The organism is Rhizobium sp. 21-4511-3d (genome assembly GCF_053522545.1).
This window is the reverse complement of record NZ_JBNWCF010000025.1, coordinates 1-19,844: the sequence shown is the minus strand read 5'-3', so window position 1 is coordinate 19,844 and position 19,844 is coordinate 1. Positions and strand designations below refer to the sequence as shown.

General features: G+C 62.2%; 28 protein-coding genes. 14 read left to right on the top strand and 14 right to left on the bottom strand.

The window, feature by feature from the left end; all coding sequences use genetic code 11:
- Nucleotides 1-12: 12 nt before the first annotated feature.
- A complete protein-coding gene (locus ACQZ5H_RS31675; protein ID WP_112715598.1) occupies nt 13-1,956 on the bottom strand; it encodes a PrkA family serine protein kinase in 1,944 nt (647 codons plus the stop codon).
- Between the two features lie 349 nt (nt 1,957-2,305).
- Complete coding sequence (locus tag ACQZ5H_RS31670; RefSeq protein WP_130277906.1) at nt 2,306-2,557, bottom strand: DUF982 domain-containing protein; 252 nt, start codon at nt 2,555-2,557, stop codon at nt 2,306-2,308.
- Between the two features lie 194 nt (nt 2,558-2,751).
- Between ACQZ5H_RS31670 and ACQZ5H_RS31665 the strand changes: the two genes are divergently transcribed.
- On the top strand, nt 2,752-2,892 hold the full coding sequence (locus ACQZ5H_RS31665) for a hypothetical protein (RefSeq protein WP_162708660.1): 141 nt from the start codon (nt 2,752-2,754) through the stop codon (nt 2,890-2,892).
- Between the two features lie 12 nt (nt 2,893-2,904).
- Here the strand turns inward: ACQZ5H_RS31665 and ACQZ5H_RS31660 are convergent, their stop codons facing one another.
- Nucleotides 2,905-3,150 (bottom strand): BON domain-containing protein, encoded by a 246-nt coding sequence (locus ACQZ5H_RS31660; protein WP_112715602.1) that lies wholly within the window; start codon nt 3,148-3,150, stop codon nt 2,905-2,907.
- Nucleotides 3,151-3,323: 173 nt separating this feature from the next.
- Between ACQZ5H_RS31660 and ACQZ5H_RS31655 the strand changes: the two genes are divergently transcribed.
- Both ACQZ5H_RS31655 and ACQZ5H_RS31650 read left to right on the top strand, forming a co-directional pair.
- Nucleotides 3,324-3,914, top strand: coding sequence for a hypothetical protein (locus ACQZ5H_RS31655; protein WP_449100094.1), 591 nt, complete (start codon nt 3,324-3,326; stop codon nt 3,912-3,914).
- Between the two features lie 96 nt (nt 3,915-4,010).
- On the top strand, nt 4,011-4,157 hold the full coding sequence (locus tag ACQZ5H_RS31650) for a hypothetical protein (protein ID WP_165402584.1): 147 nt from the start codon (nt 4,011-4,013) through the stop codon (nt 4,155-4,157).
- 20 nt (nt 4,158-4,177) lie between these two features.
- Here ACQZ5H_RS31650 and ACQZ5H_RS31645 read toward each other — a convergent pair whose 3' ends face one another.
- Nucleotides 4,178-4,360 carry a hypothetical protein gene (locus tag ACQZ5H_RS31645; RefSeq protein WP_449100093.1) on the bottom strand — a complete coding sequence of 61 codons (183 nt, stop codon included), beginning with the start codon at nt 4,358-4,360 and terminating at the stop codon, nt 4,178-4,180.
- A 204-nt stretch (nt 4,361-4,564) separates the two neighbouring features.
- Here ACQZ5H_RS31645 and ACQZ5H_RS31640 point away from each other — a divergent pair, with 204 nt between their 5' ends.
- Both ACQZ5H_RS31640 and ACQZ5H_RS31635 read left to right on the top strand, forming a co-directional pair.
- The gene (locus ACQZ5H_RS31640; protein ID WP_112715608.1) at nt 4,565-4,816 is read left to right on the top strand and encodes a DUF2188 domain-containing protein; all 252 of its coding nucleotides are present in this window, start codon (nt 4,565-4,567) and stop codon (nt 4,814-4,816) included.
- A gap of 41 nt (nt 4,817-4,857) precedes the next feature.
- Nucleotides 4,858-5,190, top strand: a complete 333-nt coding sequence (locus ACQZ5H_RS31635) for a hypothetical protein (protein WP_112715610.1) — start codon at nt 4,858-4,860, stop codon at nt 5,188-5,190.
- A 3-nt stretch (nt 5,191-5,193) separates the two neighbouring features.
- Here the strand turns inward: ACQZ5H_RS31635 and ACQZ5H_RS31630 are convergent, their stop codons facing one another.
- Nucleotides 5,194-5,682, bottom strand: a complete 489-nt coding sequence (locus tag ACQZ5H_RS31630; protein WP_449100092.1) for a GAF domain-containing protein — start codon at nt 5,680-5,682, stop codon at nt 5,194-5,196.
- 152 nt (nt 5,683-5,834) lie between these two features.
- Between ACQZ5H_RS31630 and ACQZ5H_RS31625 the strand changes: the two genes are divergently transcribed.
- Genes ACQZ5H_RS31625 through tsaA form a run of 4 tightly spaced genes read left to right on the top strand, consistent with a single transcriptional unit; the run spans nt 5,835 to nt 9,222 of the window.
- A complete protein-coding gene (locus ACQZ5H_RS31625; protein ID WP_449100091.1) occupies nt 5,835-6,869 on the top strand; it encodes an iron ABC transporter substrate-binding protein in 1,035 nt (344 codons plus the stop codon).
- Nucleotides 6,866-7,906, top strand: coding sequence for a FecCD family ABC transporter permease (locus ACQZ5H_RS31620; RefSeq protein WP_449100090.1), 1,041 nt, complete (start codon nt 6,866-6,868; stop codon nt 7,904-7,906). The genes ACQZ5H_RS31625 and ACQZ5H_RS31620 overlap by 4 nt, the downstream gene beginning before the upstream one ends.
- A complete protein-coding gene (locus ACQZ5H_RS31615; RefSeq protein ID WP_449100089.1) occupies nt 7,903-8,685 on the top strand; it encodes an ABC transporter ATP-binding protein in 783 nt (260 codons plus the stop codon). The genes ACQZ5H_RS31620 and ACQZ5H_RS31615 overlap by 4 nt, the downstream gene beginning before the upstream one ends.
- A gap of 12 nt (nt 8,686-8,697) precedes the next feature.
- The gene (tsaA, locus tag ACQZ5H_RS31610; RefSeq protein WP_449100088.1) at nt 8,698-9,222 is read left to right on the top strand and encodes a tRNA (N6-threonylcarbamoyladenosine(37)-N6)-methyltransferase TrmO; all 525 of its coding nucleotides are present in this window, start codon (nt 8,698-8,700) and stop codon (nt 9,220-9,222) included.
- Nucleotides 9,223-9,228: 6 nt separating this feature from the next.
- On the opposite strand, the gene ACQZ5H_RS31605 is transcribed toward tsaA, so the two are convergent.
- The gene (locus tag ACQZ5H_RS31605; protein WP_449100087.1) at nt 9,229-9,438 is read right to left on the bottom strand and encodes a TOBE domain-containing protein; all 210 of its coding nucleotides are present in this window, start codon (nt 9,436-9,438) and stop codon (nt 9,229-9,231) included.
- A 136-nt stretch (nt 9,439-9,574) separates the two neighbouring features.
- On the opposite strand from ACQZ5H_RS31605, the gene ACQZ5H_RS31600 reads away from it, so the two are divergent.
- A complete protein-coding gene (locus ACQZ5H_RS31600) occupies nt 9,575-9,985 on the top strand; it encodes an NUDIX hydrolase (RefSeq protein WP_449100086.1) in 411 nt (136 codons plus the stop codon).
- A 70-nt stretch (nt 9,986-10,055) separates the two neighbouring features.
- On the opposite strand, the gene ACQZ5H_RS31595 is transcribed toward ACQZ5H_RS31600, so the two are convergent.
- From ACQZ5H_RS31595 to ACQZ5H_RS31585, 3 genes are read right to left on the bottom strand one after another with little or no spacing between them, the layout of a single operon-like run.
- On the bottom strand, nt 10,056-10,388 hold the full coding sequence (locus ACQZ5H_RS31595) for a hypothetical protein (RefSeq protein WP_162708661.1): 333 nt from the start codon (nt 10,386-10,388) through the stop codon (nt 10,056-10,058).
- A 50-nt stretch (nt 10,389-10,438) separates the two neighbouring features.
- Nucleotides 10,439-11,074, bottom strand: coding sequence for a GntR family transcriptional regulator (locus ACQZ5H_RS31590; protein WP_449100085.1), 636 nt, complete (start codon nt 11,072-11,074; stop codon nt 10,439-10,441).
- Nucleotides 11,071-12,348 carry a DUF2325 domain-containing protein gene (locus ACQZ5H_RS31585; protein ID WP_449100084.1) on the bottom strand — a complete coding sequence of 426 codons (1,278 nt, stop codon included), beginning with the start codon at nt 12,346-12,348 and terminating at the stop codon, nt 11,071-11,073. Before ACQZ5H_RS31585 ends, ACQZ5H_RS31590 begins: the two co-directional genes overlap by 4 nt.
- Before the next feature lie 221 nt (nt 12,349-12,569).
- Here ACQZ5H_RS31585 and ACQZ5H_RS31580 point away from each other — a divergent pair, with 221 nt between their 5' ends.
- Nucleotides 12,570-12,824, top strand: a complete 255-nt coding sequence (locus tag ACQZ5H_RS31580; RefSeq protein ID WP_130277896.1) for a hypothetical protein — start codon at nt 12,570-12,572, stop codon at nt 12,822-12,824.
- Nucleotides 12,825-13,275: 451 nt separating this feature from the next.
- On the opposite strand, the gene ACQZ5H_RS31575 is transcribed toward ACQZ5H_RS31580, so the two are convergent.
- From ACQZ5H_RS31575 to ACQZ5H_RS31560, 4 genes are all read right to left on the bottom strand, one after another.
- Nucleotides 13,276-13,581 (bottom strand): hypothetical protein, encoded by a 306-nt coding sequence (locus ACQZ5H_RS31575; protein WP_112715633.1) that lies wholly within the window; start codon nt 13,579-13,581, stop codon nt 13,276-13,278.
- Nucleotides 13,582-13,687: 106 nt separating this feature from the next.
- Complete coding sequence (locus ACQZ5H_RS31570; RefSeq protein WP_413709860.1) at nt 13,688-14,110, bottom strand: secondary thiamine-phosphate synthase enzyme YjbQ; 423 nt, start codon at nt 14,108-14,110, stop codon at nt 13,688-13,690.
- A 64-nt stretch (nt 14,111-14,174) separates the two neighbouring features.
- On the bottom strand, nt 14,175-14,528 hold the full coding sequence (locus ACQZ5H_RS31565) for a DUF1428 domain-containing protein (protein ID WP_112386905.1): 354 nt from the start codon (nt 14,526-14,528) through the stop codon (nt 14,175-14,177).
- An 89-nt stretch (nt 14,529-14,617) separates the two neighbouring features.
- The gene (locus ACQZ5H_RS31560) at nt 14,618-15,841 is read right to left on the bottom strand and encodes an MFS transporter (protein WP_449100083.1); all 1,224 of its coding nucleotides are present in this window, start codon (nt 15,839-15,841) and stop codon (nt 14,618-14,620) included.
- A gap of 304 nt (nt 15,842-16,145) precedes the next feature.
- Here ACQZ5H_RS31560 and ACQZ5H_RS31555 point away from each other — a divergent pair, with 304 nt between their 5' ends.
- The 3 genes from ACQZ5H_RS31555 (at nt 16,146) to ACQZ5H_RS31545 (ending at nt 19,172) form a co-directional block, all read left to right on the top strand.
- Complete coding sequence (locus ACQZ5H_RS31555) at nt 16,146-17,144, top strand: ABC transporter substrate-binding protein (protein ID WP_112715639.1); 999 nt, start codon at nt 16,146-16,148, stop codon at nt 17,142-17,144.
- 116 nt (nt 17,145-17,260) lie between these two features.
- Complete coding sequence (locus tag ACQZ5H_RS31550; RefSeq protein WP_130277894.1) at nt 17,261-18,148, top strand: ABC transporter permease; 888 nt, start codon at nt 17,261-17,263, stop codon at nt 18,146-18,148.
- On the top strand, nt 18,141-19,172 hold the full coding sequence (locus tag ACQZ5H_RS31545) for a quaternary amine ABC transporter ATP-binding protein (protein ID WP_203428492.1): 1,032 nt from the start codon (nt 18,141-18,143) through the stop codon (nt 19,170-19,172). Before ACQZ5H_RS31550 ends, ACQZ5H_RS31545 begins: the two co-directional genes overlap by 8 nt.
- 39 nt (nt 19,173-19,211) lie before the next feature.
- On the opposite strand, the gene ACQZ5H_RS31540 is transcribed toward ACQZ5H_RS31545, so the two are convergent.
- Nucleotides 19,212-19,610 (bottom strand): DUF427 domain-containing protein, encoded by a 399-nt coding sequence (locus ACQZ5H_RS31540; protein ID WP_449100082.1) that lies wholly within the window; start codon nt 19,608-19,610, stop codon nt 19,212-19,214.
- Nucleotides 19,611-19,844: the final 234 nt, after the last annotated feature.

The window sequence follows — 19,844 nt, the reverse complement described above, 5'->3', positions numbered from 1 at the left end:
TCCAGTTTTACATTAACCCGCCTGTTTGACGCGCATGTACCACTCCACCAGGCGGCGCACTTGCCGCTCGGTATATCCGCGCTCCGTCATCCGGGACACGAACTCGCTATGTTTCTTCTCGGTGTCGCCATCCTTCTTCGAGCCGAAGGAGATGACCGGCAGGAGATCCTCGACCTGCGAGAACATCCGCTTTTCGATCACTTCCCTGATCTTCTCGTAGCTCGTCCAGGACGGGTTCTTGCCGCCGTTGTTGGCCCGCGATCTCAGGCAGAACTTGACGATCTCGTTGCGGAAATCCTTAGGATTGGCGATCCCCGCAGGCTTTTCGATTTTCGTCAGTTCCTGGTTCAGAAGCTCGCGGTCGAGCAGCTGGCCGGTATCGGGATCCTTGAAGTCGACGTCCTCGATCCAGGCGTCGGCATAGTCGACGTAACGGTCGAAGAGGTTCTGGCCGTAATCCGAGTAGGATTCGAGATAGGCCTTCTGGATTTCGTTGCCGATGAACTCCGCATAGCGCGGCGCCAGATCGGCCTTGATGAATTCCATGTAGCGTTTCTCGGTCTCGTCGGGGAATTGCTCCCTGCGGATCGCCTGCTCCAACACATACATCAGATGCACCGGATCAGCGCCGACTTCGCTCGTATGGTGATTGAAGGTCGATGCCAATATCTTGAAGGCGAAGCGGGTCGAAACCCCGTCCATCCCCTCGTCGACACCGGCCGCATCCTTGTATTCCTGGACGCTTCTGGCGCGCGGGTCGGTTTCCTTCAGGCTCTCGCCGTCATAGGCCCGCATCTTCGAGAAGTAGGTCGAGTTTTCGTGCTTGCGCAGCCGCGACAGAACCGAGAAGCGGGCAAGCATTTCGAGCGTGCCGGGTGCGCAGGGCGCATCGGCCAGTTCTGATCCCTCGATGAGCTTGTCGTAGATCTTCTCTTCTTCGGTCACTCGCAAACAATAGGGAACCTTGATGACGCAAATGCGGTCGATGAAGGCTTCATTGTTCTTGTTGGCCTTGAACGTCTGCCATTCCGCTTCGTTCGAGTGGGCAAGAATGATGCCGGAGAAAGGCACGGCGCCGATATTTTCGGTACCGATATAGTTGCCTTCCTGCGTCGCCGTCAGCAGCGGATGCAGCATCTTGATCGGCGCCTTGAACATTTCGACGAATTCGAGAATGCCCTGGTTGGCGCGGTTCAGGCCGCCGGAATAGCTGTAGGCATCCGGATCGTTCTGCGAGTAGTGCTCCAGCTTGCGGATATCCACCTTGCCGACCAGCGAGGAGATGTCCTGATTGTTCTCGTCGCCGGGTTCGGTCTTGGCGATAGCGATCTGGCGCAGCCGTGACGGCTGCATGCGAACAACCCGGAATTTTGAGATGTCGCCGCCGAATTCGTCGAGGCGCTTCAGGCACCAGGGGCTCATCAGCCCCGTCAGCCGCCGTGTCGGGATCTTGTACTGCTCCAGCAGCATTTCGCCCATGGTGGCGGGATCGAAGAGATTGAGCGGGCTTTCGAAGACTGGGCTTATTTCATCGCCGGCCTTGAGCACATAGATGGGGTGAGCCTCCATCAGCTGCTTCAGCCGCTCGGCAAGGGAGGATTTGCCGCCGCCGACAGGGCCGAGCAGATAAAGGATCTGCTTGCGCTCTTCGAGCCCCTGGGCCGCGTGCCGGAAGAAGGATACGATCCGCTCGATCGTCTCTTCCATGCCGTGGAAACCGTTGAAAGCCGGATAGCTGCGGATTGTCCGGTTCATGAAGATGCGTCCGAGACGCGCATCCTTTGCCGTATCGACCATTTCAGGGTCGCCGATCGCTGCAAGCAGCCGCTCGGTGGCGTTGGCATAAGCCATCGGATCTTTCTTGCAGAGGGTCAGATAGTCGGCGATCGACATATCCGTTTCGCGTCGCGCTTCGTAACTCCTCGCAAACGCATCGAACAACGATTCATTCAGCATGGGGCCTCCATTGCGGGTTGTGCCACAGCCTCCAGGGTGCCCGATCACGCATGCCGCGATCTTGCATCCCGTTGGGAAATCATATGTTTCGTGAATTGATAGGACACCTGACGGTCAACCATTTCAATGCACGTTTACGTGCATTCACCGTAGTCGAGGCTCATACCAAACTATCTGCTATATTAGCGAATTGCGCCGACAAGCGGTATCGGAAAATTTGGGGACATGACATATCCGTCAAAAAGGTGTGTTATTTCGCCACTGATTCTTTTGGCGTAATGCCGACTCTCCCGCGCAGCTTTTTCGCGATGCACCCACTAAATTTTGCGGTGCAGCATCACCATAAGTCTTAGGCCGCAAGCTTTATGTGGATATGTGCCTCATTTGCCGCATCGATGAAGGCGCGGCGTGCGGTGGCCGGCTGCTTCTTTCCTCGAATCGAGAGCAGGCACATGCGCAGCGCCCGGTCATAGGCCTCGCCGTGATCGACCGGCCATTCCTCCATCAGATAGGCGGCTGCGTCATACGTGTTCTCGACGGTGCGGATGCCGAGCTCGGGGAGCTTCAGGGCAACGGGATCGGGCCAATAATTCTTGTCCATGGCGAAAACCTCCTGGGGGTAAACGGCCCAGTTGCAGTTTGGTTTTCGCAGCTTGTCGCTGGTGGTTTACGCTTCCTTTGCCGATCATCTTTATGATGTTCCATCATGACACGGCGGAAAAATGCGCTATGCTCCCGGCCAGCGGGAACTTTAGGCCGCCGCATGTGTTCTAGCTTACTTCGGGGAACAGTCAGATGCTGCTCAAGTCGCCGGTCTTCGTGGTTTCAGTTCTGGCCGTCATCATGGCGGGCCTTGTCATGCTGAACCCGTTCGGCCGCAACCTGACCGAACCGATGACGACGGGAAGCATCAGCGTCTCGTCGCCCGTTCACTGAACGCCCTGCCTGCTAAGGCATTCTCACAAGATTGCAGACATGTGTACCGACGATCGAGCGGGCGATCTCGCCTGCCTGTTCGATGACGGAGGCGCTCGGCGCCGTGCCTTCGAGGAAGATCGTTCCGGCTTCCTCGACGACCTCGATATGGGCATCTTCCATGCCGGCACCGTAGGCGATCGCTGAGGACACGCTTTCGGCCGCTCCAACCAATGTGGCGCCGACAAGCTTGCTGGATTGAATGAATGAGCTGAACATCGTCGTGTTCCTCCTGATGGTGAAACGCGCAATGGCGCATTCCGTTCATCTAGCATTCATCTTTGTGGAGAAGATGGCAGAGGGAACAATGCCCGATCATCCCCGTTAGACCCGGCAGGTAAGCCGGGAGCCCGCATCGGGCGCGGCTCCGGCAAAACCGGAGGAGAACGGCAATGGCAAATCTCTACAGCGACAATCTGACGACCGGCCAAAGGGGCTCGGCCTATAATACTCTGACCGCATTCTTCGACAGCCGCGCCGATGCAGAAAAGGCCGTCAGCCGCCTGCAGGATGCCGGCATTGCGAGCAACAACATCCGCTTCATGCCCGGCTACGAAGCCGACAATGCGGCGGTAGCCGGCGTCAGCGAACGCTCCGGCTTCTGGGCCGCTCTCGAAGACTGGTTCTTCCCTGATGACGACCGCACCGTCTATGCCGAAGGCCTGCACCGCGGCGGCTTCCTCGTTTCCGTCAGCGTCGACGACGCCCAGCACGATATGGCCCACGACATTCTCGATGACGAAGGCAGCATCGACATGGACGAACGCGCCGACATGTGGCGCAGCGAAGGTTGGGAAGCCAGCAACAGCTCGTTTGCCGGCATGGCGAACAAGGGCAATGCCGCCGACGATCTCGCCGTCGCCGACGAAGCCTTCCCTGAGGAAAATCCGGCGATCGGCGCCCGCGACGACAGCCACGGCTCGTCACGCGTCCGTGCCTATCACTTCGACCAGATGGCGCCGGGCTACCGCCGCGACCACTGACTACGCGGCAAGACGGGGCCGGCACATCACCGGCCTCGCTGCTTGGCGATGGCCTGATGCGCCCTATCTGCTGAGGATATCAGAAGGGATCGCGCCATGACCGACAAGAAAAAGCCAGCCAAGGAACAGAAGACCGTCAAGGAGCAGGATGACTATCTCGAGGAAGCGCTCGAAGAGACCTTCCCGGCGAGCGATCCGATTTCTCCAGGCCGCGTCGACAAGAAGCCAACCGACAAGAAATGATGATTGCCGGCGGGCGCCCGCTAGCGCAGTGCTGCGCGTCCGTCTTCTTCGGAAGCGGCGTGCGGTGCCTCGGCGGCCTCGGGCGCGACCTCGCCGGCGATCGCCGACAGATCGATATTGCCCCAAATCGACTTTTCCTTGCTGCGATCGACGCGACGGGACGATTTGACTTCTACGATGAACGGCTTCGATTGAGCGCGCATAGGGGTCCTGTTGAAATCTATTGAAGCGAATCCTTCAACGCACTCAGCCTACGAAGCGTTCCACGCCACCGCAAGACGCCCTTCCCGACTTATCCAGCCCCACGCATGCCTCGCGCCCGGAACAAGGCTGGCCCATAAGCGTTCATCCCTGCGCATGGCAGCTGCCCCGAAAAAATCACCATTAAACACTTGAAGGAAAATCCGATGTCGATTACGTACCACGTCGGCGAACACGACGAGGCCTGGGCTTACCGCCTGGGTGATGTCTGGTCTGAAGCCTTTCCAACTCACGAACTCGCATTGGCCGCGGCAAAGCAAGCCGCAGAGCGGCAGCAGCTTGGCGGTCAGGATGCGGAGATTACCTTTCAGCGTGCGGACGGCACGTGGACGACAGAACTTGCGAACGGTGGTGACCGCCCGCAAGCCGATGTCGTTGACGATGCGCCGGACAAATAGACACATGACATAATAAGGCTTCGGCCGAAAAAGACGACGGAATGACCCTGAAAGAACGTTTTTTGAAATCGCAGCATGCGTGGATGATCGGCGCCTGCTATTCCCCGAGACACCCGGATTTCTCGCGTTATGGCGGCCTCGACGTGGCTGTCGCGCCCCGCTGGCGGGAATCCCCGGACGCCTTCATCAACGATATGATGGACAGCCTGCCCCGCCGCCTCGCCGAGCGCCAGCTGGCGTTGCGCAATCCGCGCCGGCCGTTCGAGCCCGGCAATGTCGAATGGGTGTTCACAAGCAAGCACCGCGGCCTGCGCGCGCCGGATGGCGCACGCCTTGCCAACGGTTCATCCCTCAGCCGCCAGCGGCGGATGTAAAAATCAGAAGCTCGCGGCGATGAAGATTGCCGCGAGCTTTTCGATGCCGGCCTGATCCTCGGCATCGAAGCGCGACGGCACAGGGCTGTCGAGATCGATGACGCCAATGACGCGTCCCTCATGGATCAAAGGCACCACAAGCTCCGAACGCGACGCGGCATCGCAGGCAATATGGCCTGGGAAGCCATGCACGTCCTCGACCAATACGGAGCTCTTCCGTTCGACCGCCGTGCCGCAAACGCCCTTGCCCACCGGAATACGCACGCAGGCAGGCTTGCCCTGGAACGGCCCGAGCACCAGTTCGCCCTCGCTCTTCAGAAGATAGAACCCCGCCCAGTTCAGCTCCGGCATCATCTGGAACATCAGTGCCGAAGTATTCGCCGCATTGGCGATCATGTCGCTCTCGCCCGTCAGCAGCGCTTCCAGCTGCTGCGCCAGCTCGCGGTAGAATTCCGCCTTGTTCGCGTGATCGATCGTTGCCGTCTGAAACATCTGATGCCTGCCTTCCTGTTGCGCCAGATATAGGCGCGCGCCCGCCCGCGCTTCAAGGCCGGTCGACGTCTCTCCACGGCAACTGGAGATATTCCAACAGATATAACGCTATGCCATAGTGCGGTTCCGATCCAAGCGAGCCGCCAACCGCCATGAAGTTCTTCGCCGCCCTCCTCCTCGCCGCGCTCAGCCTGACCGCGGCCGAAACCCAGGCCCGGACCATTACCGATGCCGCCGGCCGCAAGGTCGAAATCCCCGATACGGTGAAGCGCGTGCTGGCCGCCGGGCCGCCGGCTTCGGTGCTCGTCTATGTGCTGGCGCCGGACAAGCTCACCGGCTGGGTGCGTCAGCCGGGCGATGCCGAAAAGCAGTTCCTGATGCCATCTGTCCGCGATCTCCCGACCTTCGGCCAGCTGACCGGCAAGGGCGGCACGGCCAATATGGAAGCTGTGCTCGCCGCAAAGCCCGACATCATCATCGATGTCGGCACCGTCAACCCGACATATGCCTCGCTTGCCGACAAGGTGCAGGCGCAGACCGGCATTCCCTATGTGCTGATCGACGGCAGCTTTGCCCGCAGCGCCGAAACGCTGCGCGAGGCCGGAGACATCCTCGGCACCGGCGACCGTGCCGAAAAGCTCGCGACCTATGCCGCGGCGAAGATATCCGACCTCAACACCAAGCTCGCCTCGATCCCGGAAAGCGATCGCCCCCGCGTCTACTATGGCCGCGGACCGGAAGGTCTGGAAACCGGCCTGTCGGGCTCGATCAACCTCGAAATCCTCGGCGCCGCCGGTGCAATCAATGTCGCCGCGGCTGCCGGTAAAGGCGGCCTGACGCAGGTGTCGCTCGAACAGATCCTCTCGTGGAAGCCGGATACCATCCTCGCCGCTTCGGGAAAATTCGCGGCCAGCGTCAAGTCCGACCCGCTCTGGAAGGACCTCGATGCGGTCAAGAACAACCGCGTCTTCGTCACCCCGAACCTTCCCTTCGGCTGGTTCGACTCCCCGCCCGGCATCAACCGGCTGATCGGCATCAGCTGGCTCGAGCATCTCTTCTATCCCAAGCAGTTCACCGGAGATCTGAAGGTTGACGTGCGCGAGTTCTTCACGCTCTTCTATCAGGTGGACCTGACGGACGATCAGCTGGCGATGCTGCTGAAGGGCTCCGGCGCGCAATCGAAATGACCACAGCGGAAGAAACAGCAGCAGAAGTGACGGAGGCACCAAGCCATCGCTGGCTCTGGCTCAGCCTCGCCGGTCTCCTGCTGCTGGCACTGCTCTCAATGATGACCGGAAAATATGGCGGCGGACCCGAGCCGCTGACCGAAGCGCTGAAACCGCTCTTCGGCGGCAAGACCGACGATCCGATGCTGGCAACCGTGCTCTGGAATGTCCGCCTGCCGCGCGTCGCCGCCGCCGTCGTCGTTGGCGCGGCCCTTGCCGCGGCTGGCGCCACCTATCAGGGGATCTTCCGCAATCCGCTGGTCTCACCGGATATTCTCGGCGTCTCGGTCGGCGCCAGTCTCGGCGCCGTTCTCGGCATCTTCCTCTCGCTGCCGGTGCTTGCCATCCAGGCGCTGGCTTTCGCCGGTGGCCTGCTCTCGGTCGCCGCGGTCTATGCGATCGGTGCGGCCGTCCGCCACCGCGATCCGGCCCTGACGCTGGTTCTGGCGGGCATCGCCATCCAGGCGCTTGTTGGAGCCGGGATTTCGCTGATCAAGATCCTCGCCGATCCCTATGACCAGCTTCCGGCGATCACCTACTGGCTGCTCGGCAGTATGACCGCCATCACCCGTTTCGACGTGCTCTCGATCCTCCCGGCCGTCCTGCTCGGCCTGCTGCCGCTGGTGCTGCTGCGCTGGCGGATGAACGTCATGACGCTCGGCGACGAGGAAGCGCAGACGCTCGGCGTCGATACCAGACGCACCCGCCTCGCCCTCGTCTGCGGCGCCACGCTGATCACCGCAGCCACGGTCTCGATCACCGGCATCGTCGGCTGGATCGGCCTGATCATCCCGCATATCGCCCGCATGCTGGTCGGTCCCGATTTCCGCCGCCTGCTGCCGGCCTCGATGATCGCAGGCGCCGCCTATCTGCTTGTCGTCGACATGCTCGCCCGCAGCATCGCCACCATCGAAGTCCCGCTCGGCATCCTGACCGCTGTCGTCGGCGCGCCCTTCTTCCTCTGGCTGCTGACATCTGGGAAGCGAGGCTGGCAATGAGCCTCGATCTCCGGTCCCTCGCCTTCGGCTATGGCAGCAGGATCGTCGGCAGCGATCTGACGCTGTCGCTGATGACGGGCGAAGTGCTGGCCCTGCTCGGCCCGAACGGCGCCGGTAAGACGACGCTGTTCAAGACCATGCTCGGCCTCCTGCCGGTCAAGGCCGGCGAGATCCTGCTCGACGGCAAGCCACTGTCCGCCTGGCCGCGACGGGAGCGGGCCACGCGCATCGCCTATGTGCCGCAGGCCCATGCCGCGCTCTTCCCCTTCTCCGTTGTCGATGTCGTGCTGATGGGCCGTGCCGCCCGCATCGCCCCTTTCGCCATGCCCTCGCGCCACGACCGGCAGGTGGCGACAAGTGCGCTCGAAAGCCTCGGCATGTCTGGCCTATCCTCCAAGCCCTATACCGAGATCAGCGGCGGCGAACGGCAGCTGGTGCTGATCGCCCGCGCTTTGGCGCAGGAGCCCGAAATCCTGGTGATGGACGAACCCTCGGCAAGCCTCGACTACGGCAACCAGATGCGGGTGCTTGCCCATATCCGCGCCCTTGCCCGAAAGGGATTGTCGATCGTGCTCTCGACCCACAATCCCGATCACGCCTTCCTGGCTGCGGACCGCGTGGCGCTTCTCAATGGCGGCAAGCTCGCGGCACTCGGCCCGCCCGCCGAGGTGCTGACGCCGAAGGCACTCAAGGAACTCTACGATATCGATGTCGTGATCGGCGAGCTCGAGGGCAGCGCCCGCATCTGCGCCCCACGCCTCGACCGCTTCTCGCTTTAGAAAGGAAAGACGATGGTCCGCGAAAACGAACTCCGGGAAAACGAAGTAGCGATCGATCCGCCGGAGGCGCGCGATGCCGGTCTGGTCTTCATCGGCAGCATCCGCACGCCCTGGACCTCGCGCATGGAAACGCCGCGGCAGGGCCGCCATGACGGCCCCGTCTGCCGGATCGAAATCTTCGAGCCATGGATCCCGGCGCTGAAGGGCGTCGAGGCATTCGAGCGGCTGGAAGTGCTTTACTGGCTCGATCGGTCCCGCCGCGATCTGGTGCTGCAGAGCCCGGCGAGCAACGGCAAGGTGCACGGCACATTCTCGCTGCGCTCACCGGTGCGGCCGAACCCGATTGGCACCTCCATCGTCAAGCTGGAGAGCGTCGAAGACGGCACCCTTCTGGTGCGCGGCCTCGATTGCCTCGACGGCACGCCGCTCCTCGACCTCAAGCCGGACCGCACGCTGTTCAAACCGATCGCGCCGCCGCAGAAAGGCGACTTCGAAACCGGCGACAGCGGCAGTGCGCATTATTGCCAGAAAGCCTGACGCCGGTCAGTCGACGGCGACCATGACGTCGGATGCCTTGACGACGGCATAGGCGTCGCCGCCGGCCTTCAGGGCGAGCTCGTCGACGGCCTCGTTGGTGATCGAGGCGGTCACGATGGCGCCATTGCCGATATCGATCCGCACATGCGCCGTCGTCGCACCCTTGGTGACTTCGACGACCTTGCCCTTGAGACGGTTGCGCGCGCTGATTTTCATGGGTTTTCCTCCGTGATTTGCGGCGACCTTAGCCGCGGCGGCCAGCCCTTGTCAAAACGCCTGACCTCATTGCGTCAGCCGCCGCGAGTGGTTATCCCGGAGAGGACGAGACGATAGAGCCGGGAGACAGCAAGCGATGAAAGTCATCAAGATCGCCGCCGCCTTGATCGCACGCCGCAATGGCGACGTGCTCCTGGTGCGCAAGAACGGCACCGAGGTCTTCATGCAGCCCGGCGGCAAGATCGAGCCCGGCGAGATGCCGGAGGCGGCCCTGATCAGGGAACTGTACGAGGAGATTGGCCTGAGGGTCGAGCAGGATGCCTTGCAGCCGATCGGCGAATTCCAGGCGATCGCAGCAAACGAACCGCATCATCGCGTCCATGCCGATCTCTTCCTGATCACCATAGACGATCCGAAAATTTCGGCTGGCAGCGAGATCGAGGAAATCGCCTGGGTGTCACCGGCCGCACCGGGCGACCTGCCAATGGCGCCGCTGACGGCGGATCATATCCTGCCCTTCTGGCAGAAATGGCGAACCACCGCCTGAGCGTGGAGAAAGAAAAAGCCCGGCGTTGAGACCGGGCTTTTCATTGTCAGTAAGGCGTTGCCTTGCGGGGTTATTGCGGCGTTGCCGGTGCGGGGGCTGCCGGAGCAGGCGCTGCGGGCGCCGGTGCGGCGGCCGGCGGCGTTGCCGGGGCTGCAGGCTCTGCCGCAGGCGGCGTTGCCGGCGCGGTCGAGGTGGCCGGCGGGGTCGCCGGTGCAGCAGGCGTCGTCGTTGTCGACGTCTCCCCGGCAGGCGCTGTCGCCGGTGCCGGACCCGACCGCGGCCAGTAGGTCGCAGCCAGTGCAATGATCACAATCGCCGCGGCAATGCCGATCCACATCGTCATCGACGAACGGCGTTCGCCCGGAGGCGAAGTCGGGTTTGGTCTGTTGAAGTCGTTTGTCATGGGTGTCCTCCTGTCGAGGAATAACGCGAACTGCGTCAAAAGGTTCCACTTTACCGATAAGTGGCACCCGCCGCCGCACGCGATGCGCAAAGAGTGCCGGCTTTTTCCGCATCACCGGCATCGATCGCCTCGACGATCGCCCGGATTCCGGCCGTCCGCTGCCTCCGGTCCGCACCGTCCCGTTCCGCAACACCGCGCAGCATCACCACGCGGCCGCTAAGCTGCCGGAAGAACCCGGCAGCCACCTTGTTGCCGCAGCCATCGGCCAGCCGGGCGAAGAATTCCGTCTCCTTGATCAGCGCCTCGCGCTCGTCATCCGCCGTTTCCATGGCGGAAAGCAGCACGCGCAACTCGGCGATCTCCGCCTTCCCGGCATTGCGGGTAAAGCTCTCGGCAATCAGCCGCTCCAACGCCTGGCGCGTGTCGTCGATCTCGCGCGCCTCCTGCATACCGATGGCAACGACCGAGCGGCCCCGCCGCCCGTTGATCAGCAGCCCTTCGGCATCGAGATGCTGCAACGCCTCGCGCAGAACGGTGCGGCTGATGCCCATCTCCTCGCAGATCTGCCGCTCGATCAGCTTCTGGCCGGGCTTCAGCGTGCCAAACAGGATGGAGTGACGCAGCGTATCCGTCACCTGCTCCCGAAGCGAAATGCTTCGCGGCAGGCTCAGTCCGAGATTGCTCATGCCGATGCGCTCCGGCGCGGCGCATCGGCCTCGTAGCTCTCGGCGATCACATCCGATATGTCGCCGAGCGCCGCAATGAAGCTCGCAAGGCTGGCCGAGCGCAACGGCAGGAACGGTTTGCCCGCATCCCGGCAATGACGCTTGACGATGCCCGCTGCCGAATGGCTGACGCAATCGACGGGAAACACCGTCACCGCACTCTGGGCAACGAGCCCGGGCAACAGCGACGTCGCCTCCTCCATGCCCCCATCATGAAACAGCAGGTCCACCCCTGCCCGCGCCGCAAAGCTCCGCAGCCGGTCGAACAGGCTTTTGCGCCCACCGACATAAAGCACGACCGTCCCAGCCAGCGACATGGACTGCGTGGCGCCGTGTTCTGTAACGCCGGAGAATGCCTGCTCAAGGCCATGGTTCTCGCGCAGCAGCGCGGCATTATCCTCGGCAGCGGCAGCCTCGCGCTTTGCCGCCGCGCGCAGCTGCGCCTCCGCCTCCGCCAGACGCCGCTCCAGCGCCTCGGTCCGCTCGCGCGCAGCCTCCAGCTTTTCCAGTACCGCGGCCTCGACGGCACCAGCCGCTTCCGGAGCCTGACTCGCCTTCACCGCATTGACCCTGACGACGATATCCTCCAGCGCATCGATCCTGCGCCGAAGCACGCTCCGTTCCTCGGCGGAAGACCGCAGCCGCTCTTCCTGCCGGGCGATCTTCTCGTCCTTGACGGCCACTTCATTCTGCAGGGCGCGCAGCCGCGCCAAATCAAGACGGCTCGAACTGCCGACCAGATGCGAGAGCATATGCACCTCGCCGAACACGTCCTGCAGCAGCGCATGATCGGTGGCGGGATGGCTGATGACGGCCCAATAGGCGCCGGAGATCTCGCCCTCGTCGAGGCAGGCATCCCACATCGCCCGGAGCTCCGCCGCCGTCGTCAGCCGCGCGAAGCGCTTGAGCACCGTCTCATGGCGCCGGTCCAGCGCCTTGTTCAACAGCTTGCCGGCAATATCGCGCTGACCGGCGGCACGCACGCCGCGGCCATGCAGGGCGTGATCGCTGGCCGTCTTCGCGTCGGCATCGCCGAGCTTGACGATCAGCTGGCGCAATTCGGCTGCCGTCAGGCAGGTTCCGATGATCGAGCAATGGAAGGTCGGCGAGATCTCCCAGGTCTTGCGTCGCTGCGCCTTCACGGCACTTGGCGCCTGCGGCCTGCCCCCGGCAAGCAGCGACAGCTCGCTGGACGAGATTGTCTTTGGTCGGCTGTAATCGGCCAGAGGCGGCATATCGAACCCGAAGCGTTATATTCCAAGAAATATTACGCTATCACCAACGCACCGCCGCGGACAAGCGTTTCGCGCCGTCTTTCGCCTGCAGCGATCAATCCGGGTTCCCTCCTGCAGCCCTAAATTTCCGTAACAGCCTGTTCCCGAAGGTTATCCGCCGCCCGGAACCGACAGGAGCACCCGCCGTTCCCTCTTCATCGCTAAGACGGAGGTATTCGATAATGCGAAAGATGATTTGTGCTACGATGGCTGCGGTGGCAGCATTCACCTTCAGCGTTCCGGCCATGGCCGATACGGTCACGGTCAAGAAGCGCGTTTATACGGAAGACCGCGGCGAAGTCCGCCCGAGCATCAGGATCAGCGACCGCGGCGTCGCCATCGGCGCCTACCGCGAACGCGATCGTTGCGTGACCAAGAGCGTCACGCATGACAATGGCGAGCGCACCGTCACCAAGACGGTCAAGCGCTGCCGCTGACGGCATGACGGAGGCCCGGCAGAAGCGGAGCCCGGGTCTCCCGACAAACAGAACATCTCCGCATCGCCCCACGGGAGGGAACCATGTCTGACCAGCTGCCGATGTTCATCCTGCAATCGATCGCGGTTTTCGGGCTCGTCGGAGCCCTGTTCATTCGAGCGTAAAGCCCGGCTTCCGGGAGCTATCAGCATTCTTGATACCAGCATCAGAATGAATGAAGCAAAAGCGTACCGGAATAGACAAAAGTGTCCTTTGCAACCGTACCGCGGGGTACTAGATAACTCCCCGTCGCCTCTTCTTTTCCCCGAGGCGGCCTAGAACTCAGCCTCGCCCGTGCGAGGCTTTTTTCGTTTCAGGGCATAAAAAAAACCGCCCTTGCCGCAATCCGGGGAGACCTTGGCAAAGGGCGGTTCTGTGCCGCCGCATCCGGGGAGACCGGCGGCTGCTACTGTTAGCGGCGGATCAGCGGGCAACCGCGAACGTTCGCAAAGGTCATTCTGTCCCAGCCGCGGCGGTCACGGCCGGATACCACGACGCGGCGAGGCGTCACGGCGGTCACGCGAACATCGCGCAGACCGGTCCAACGTGCCTTGCGCACGGCTTCCATCGGCGAGCAACCGCGCATCGGCGGGCGATACTGGACATCGACGATAGCGCCGCGGTCAGGGCTTGCTGCCGACGCAGCAGTCGTGCCGAACGGAATGGAGGCGATGGCAAGCAATGCCGCGAAGGAAGCCTTGGCAATAAAGTTGGTCATGTGGGGTTTTCCTCGTTTCAATGTGCAGTCGAACTCCCTTGCGGGGATGATTCGACAATAGAGAGCTAATTCTGAATGGTGTTCGAATTGCGCATTCAGATTCAGTTCAGCCACTGAAATGAAACACGATTTCGCGATGATGGGGCCGGTCGCGATGCTCGAAAAGATAGATCCCCTGCCATGTCCCGAGCGCCAACCTGCCGTTGAGAACGGGGATCCCGATCGACACCTGCGTCAGCGCCGACTTGATATGCGCGGGCATATCGTCAGGCCCTTCCATCGTGTGAACGATCCAGCGCATCGACGGATCGGACGATGGCGGCACGAGGCGCGCGAAGAACGCTTTGAGGTCGGTGCGCACATCCGGATCGGCATTTTCCTGGATCAGCAGCGAACAGGATGTGTGCCGCACGAAGACCGTCAGCAGCCCCTCCTCCGCGTCCTGCGCCCGCACGAAGGCGGCCGCCTCATCGGTGAATTCGTAGAGGCCCTGGCCGCGGGTCGCGACCGTGATCGAGGTGACTGGCATGCGGCAGGCTCCGGTTATCAGCTCCGGGTCACCTGTCGCGCCGCATGCCCGATGTCAATGGCGTCTAGAGGCGCAGCAGCTCCTTGAAGCCGCCATAGATCATCCGCTTGCCGTCGAATGGCATCTGCCACTTGTCGCCTTCGAGCCTGGGATCGGCCATCACCTTCTTGTTGATCTCGTCGCGCACCTCGCGGGACGGATAGAGTATCCAGGAAAACACGGCGATCTCGTCTTCCTTGAGATGCACCGCCCGCGGAAAGGACGTCACCTCGCCATAGGGTACGTCGTCGCCGACGCACTCGACATATTCGAGGGCGCCGAATTCCTTCCAGATCGCTCCGGCATAGGCGGAGAATTCCTTGTAGGCCTCAAGCTTGTCCTTCGGCACGGGCACGATGAAGCCATCCACATAAGCCATGTCTCTTCCTCCTTTTCGTCTGTCGATGGACATAGGACGAATGACGCCCCGTCAAACCGACAGGCCGGAAAAAGAAAAACGCGGAACGGCTATCCCTGCAGCGTCTTCACCTTGGCGAGATCGGGGAACAGACGCGTCCACAGGAGCACGACGGCAATGGTGCCGACGCCGCCGATGATCCCGGCCGCGACCGGCCCCATGAAGCCCGCCAGCATGCCGGATTCGAATTCGCCGAGCTGGTTGGACGTGCCGATGAACAGCGAGTTCACAGCATTGACGCGCCCGCGCATCTCATCCGGCGTCAGGAGCTGGACGAGCGAGCTGCGCACCACGACGCTGACCGTATCGGAGGCGCCGACGACAAGCAGTGCGGCGACCGAGAGCGCGATGTTGGTGGAGACCGCAAAGACAATCGTCGCGAGACCGAAGACCGCAACGGCGCCGAACATCTTCATGCCGACGTTGCTGGTCAGCGGACGGCGCGCCAGCACGATCGACATCGCGAGCGCCCCGATCGCCGGTGCGGCGCGCAGCAGGCCGAGGCCCCACGGACCGGCATGCAGGATATCGCGGGCAAACATCGGCAACAGCGCGGTGGCGCCGCCGAGCAGGACGGCGAAGAGATCGAGCGAGATCGTGCCGAGCATCACCGGCCGGCTCTTGATGAAGGAGACACCCGCAAAGACCGAGCTCAGCGTCACCGGCTCGCGCTTCGACGGCGTCCAGGTCATGCGGATCGAGATGACGTTGATGCTGGCGGCCGTGAACATCACCGCAGCGACGGCAAAGGGTGCAACCGGATGGGCGCCATAGAGCAGACCGCCCAGCGACGGACCGATGATCAGCGCCGTCTGCATCATCGAGGTCGAGGTCGCCACGGCCCGCTGCAGCATCGAGGACGGCACGATGTTCGGCAGGAGTGCTGCCATCGTCGGCCGCTCGAAGGCGACGGTGGCGCCCATGATCGTCACCGCAACGAGGATACCGGCGGGTGTCAGCCAGTCCTGCCAGACGGCGACGGCGAGCACCGCGGCCGTCGCGGCCTCGATCAGCTGGCAGATCAGACCGATGCGCCGGCGGTCGAAACGGTCGGCGACATGGCCGACCACGAAGGTCAGGATGACCATCGGCAGGAACTGGCAGAAGCCGACGAGCGCCAACGCAAAGGCGCTATGCGTCTTGTCGTAGATCATCCAGCCCATGGCGACTGCGGCACACTGGAAGGAAAGCGACGAGAAGACCCGGGAGGCGGCGAAATTGAGATAGCCGGGATGCTTGAGAACGCTATCCCGAGGAGCGTGAACTGTGTCCATTGGATACTTCCGGCCGGCGGAACCCACGGGCCATTGATAGGAATTTTATAAGCCCCTGTTCTGCCTCTATGAACGGGATGTCAACTGCGGCGAAAGTGCACCACCGTTTCGGGGCATACGGGACGATTGTTCCGATCGCGACAAGGCATTTAAGCAATCGTTGAAAGAATGCGTCAATGCGCCATATTCTGACGCAATCGGAATGGCGCTTGGACGCCCTATGCAGGCTCAATAGACCTGCTGGCGGACGCGGTGCTGCCAGCGCCCGGGTTCACGTCACACCGCGACCAGAGGGAACAAAAAAATGAAAGCACTTTTGGCTTCAACCGTCCTCGCTGCCGGCCTCATGGCTATGGGCGGCGCGGCTTCCGCTGCTGAATGCGGCAACGTCACCATTGCAAGCATGAACTGGCAGTCTGCCGAAGTTGCTGCAAATCTCGACAAGGTCATTCTCGAATCCGGTTACGGCTGCACCGCCGAAATCGTCACCGGCGACACCGTCCCGACCCTGACCTCCATGGCTGAAAAGGGCGAGCCGGACATCGCGCCGGAAGCCTGGGTCAGCCTGCAGCCCGAGCTCGTCAAGCGTGGCCTCGAAGGCGGCAAGGTCGTCGCCGCTGCCAAGATCCTCTCCGATGGCGCCATCCAGGGCTGGTGGATCCCCAAGTACATCGCCGACGCCCATCCTGATATCAAGACCATCCCTGACCTCTTCAAGCATCCCGAACTCTTCCCGGCTCCTGAGGACAAGAGCAAGGGCGCTGTCTTCAACGGCCCGCAGGGCTGGGGCGGCACCGTTGTCACCACGCAGCTCTTCAAGGCGAACGGCGGCGACAAGGCCAACTTCACGCTCGTCGACACCGGCTCTGCCGCAGGTCTCGATGGCTCGATCGCGAAGGCCTATGAAGGCAAGCAGCCGTGGGTCGGCTACTACTGGGCTCCGACCTCGCTTCTCGGCAAGTACGAGATGGTGAAGCTCGGCTTCGGCGTCGATTATGACGCCGCCGAATGGAAGCGCTGCACCTCGGTCGCCGACTGCGCCGATCCGAAGCCGAACGCATGGCCGGCCGACGACGTCCAGACCCTCGTCAGCAAGACCTTTGCCGATCGCGCCGGCCCCGCCATGGACTACCTCAACAAGCGTGCCTGGACCAACGACACGGTCAACAAGCTGATCGCCTGGATGAGCGACAACCAGGCAACCGGTGAAGACGGTGCGAAGCACTTCCTCAAGGAGAACGAAGATCTCTGGACGAAGTGGGTCTCCCCTGACGTAGCCGAAAAGATCAAGGCTTCCCTCTGATCCCTCAAATCTCGCAAGCGGGCGGCGTCTTGACAGCAAGGCGCCGCCCGCCCGATGTTTTCAAGCGACGGCCATAACAAGAATGGGCCGCCGCTGCTTTTGCCATGGGGACCGACATGGATTGGCTTTGGAAATTTCCGACGATGAACGACGACATGCTGCGCGACCTGAAAAGGGTCGTGGATGAAGGCTTTCGCGGCTTCACCCGCGCCTATGGCGACAGCATCGAAACCCTCTTCAGCCCGCTGCAGAGCTTCCTGATCTGGGCCGAACGGCTGCTGACCGGCGCGCCGTGGCCGGTGGTCATACTGGCCGTCGCCGGCATTGCCTGGCTCGCCAGCCGCAGCTGGAAGATCGTCATCGGCTGCGTCGTCACCCTGCTCCTGATCGGCTGGTTCGACATGTGGCAGGATACGATGAAGACCGTGTCGATGATCTTCGTCTGTACGGTGCTCTCGATCGTCATCGGCATTCCGATCGGCATCGGCATGTCGCGCTCGAACCGCATGCAGGGTATCGTCAATCCGGTGCTCGACGTCATGCAGACCATGCCGAGCTTCGTCTACCTGATCCCGGTCGTCATGCTGCTCGGCATCGGCCGCGTGCCCGGCGTCATCGCCGTCGTCATCTACGCCCTGCCGCCGATGATCCGCCTCACCAATCTCGGCATCCGCATGGTCGACAAGGACGTGCTGGAAGCTGCCGACGCCTTCGGCTCCTCCAGCTGGCAGAAGCTGCGCAACGTCCAGCTCCCCTTGGCGCTGCCGACCATCATGGCCGGCATCAACCAGACGATCATGATGGCGCTCGCCATGGTCGTCATTGCCTCGATGATCGGCGTCCAGGGCTTGGGACAGCCGGTGCTGAAGGCGATCGCCAACCAGTATTTCACCCTCGGCGTCTTCAACGGTCTCGCCATCGTCGGCATCGCCATCATCTTCGACCGCATCAGCCAGGCTTACGGTCTGCGCCTGCAGAAGCACCGGGAAATCGTGCATGGCTAGTCAATCGATTGAAATCCGCAGCCTCTACAAGATCTTCGGCCCCCGCGGCCGCGACTTCGTGGAAGCCGTCACCAAGGGCATGTCGAAGACCGAACTCAACAAGGAGCACGGCCACGTCCTCGGCCTCAAGGACATCAACATCAGCATCCCCGGCGGCAGCATCACCGTCATCATGGGCCTCTCCGGCTCCGGCAAGTCGACGCTGATCCGCCATATCAACCGGCTGATCGACCCGACATCGGGCGAAGTGCTCTATGGCGGCACCGACGTCTGCAAGATGAACGAGGAAGAGCTGCGCGAATTCCGCCGCCACAAGACGGCGATGGTCTTCCAGAAGTTCGGCCTGCTGCCGCATCGCACCGTGCTGCAGAACACCGTCTACGGCCTGGAAATCCAGGGCGTGCCGAAATCCGAGCGCGAGGCGCGCGCCGATATCTGGATCAAGCGGGTCGGCCTGGAGGGCTTCTCCAACCATTACCCGAACCAGCTTTCGGGCGGCATGCAGCAGCGCGTCGGCCTCGCCCGCGCGCTCACCAACGATGCGGACATCCTGCTCATGGACGAAGCCTATTCGGCGCTCGATCCGCTGATCCGCGTCGACATGCAGACCGTGCTTCTCGACCTGCAGAAAGAACTGAAGAAGACCGTCGTCTTCATCACTCACGACCTCGACGAGGCGCTGCGCCTCGGCGACAAGATCGCCATCCTGCGCGACGGCGAGGTGATCCAGCAGGGCACGGCGGCCGATATCGTCCTCAACCCGGCGAACGACTATATCGAGGCCTTCGTCAAGGAAGTGAACCGCGGCCGCGTCATCCGCATCGACGCGCTGATGGAGCCGCTGAGCAATCCCGCAGGCGAACCTTCTGTCCGCATTCCCGGCAGCCACAATGTCGAGGAAGGCATGCGCGTGATGACGGAAAACAACGTCACCCAGGCGACCGTCACCGGTGAAAACGGCATGCCAGCCGGCCGCGTCTCGCTGGAAGGCCTGGTGCGCTGTCTGGTTCGCACCAACGATTAAGTCAGGCGCGCGGTCCTCTCGGGCCGCGCGTTCTTCCTGTCAGAACTGGCCTGCTTCAGGCGCCTGCAATTCCTCGATGGAATCGACGCGGTCGGAATAGAAGGCCATGTGATCCTTGATCCCGGAAACCGCGGGATTGGGCGTCTCATAGGTCCAGATCGCATTCTTCGACCGCTCTCCACCCGGCACGATGCTGTAATAGGACGCATCGCCCTTATAGGGGCAATGGGTGGAATGATCGGTGCGCGACAGCAGCGACATGTCGACGTCCTTGCGCGGAATATACTGTACCGGCGGATAGGACGCCTCCCGCAACGTCAACGCATCATGCGTATCGGCAATCACCTTGCCGCCGAGCTTGACGACAACGCGCGCCGGATTGCGCTCGACGCTGATCGGATGATCGGGTCCGGGAATCTTGATGGGCTTGCCTGACATCGGGATCTCCAATGGGTGTGACTGGAGAGATAGGGAGGATGTGTGGGATGCCCAAGGGGTGGATGCAGGATTAAACCACCTTCGCTCTTTTCCCTCATCGATCGCGACAAACCGGCAATTGATAGACCGCACCCAGAGCCCCCTCACCCTACCCTCTCCCCGAGGGGAGAGCGACTGTCTTCTGCGTCAAGCGTCTTGCCATGGTTTGTTGTCCCTGATGATGGCGTTGAGGAT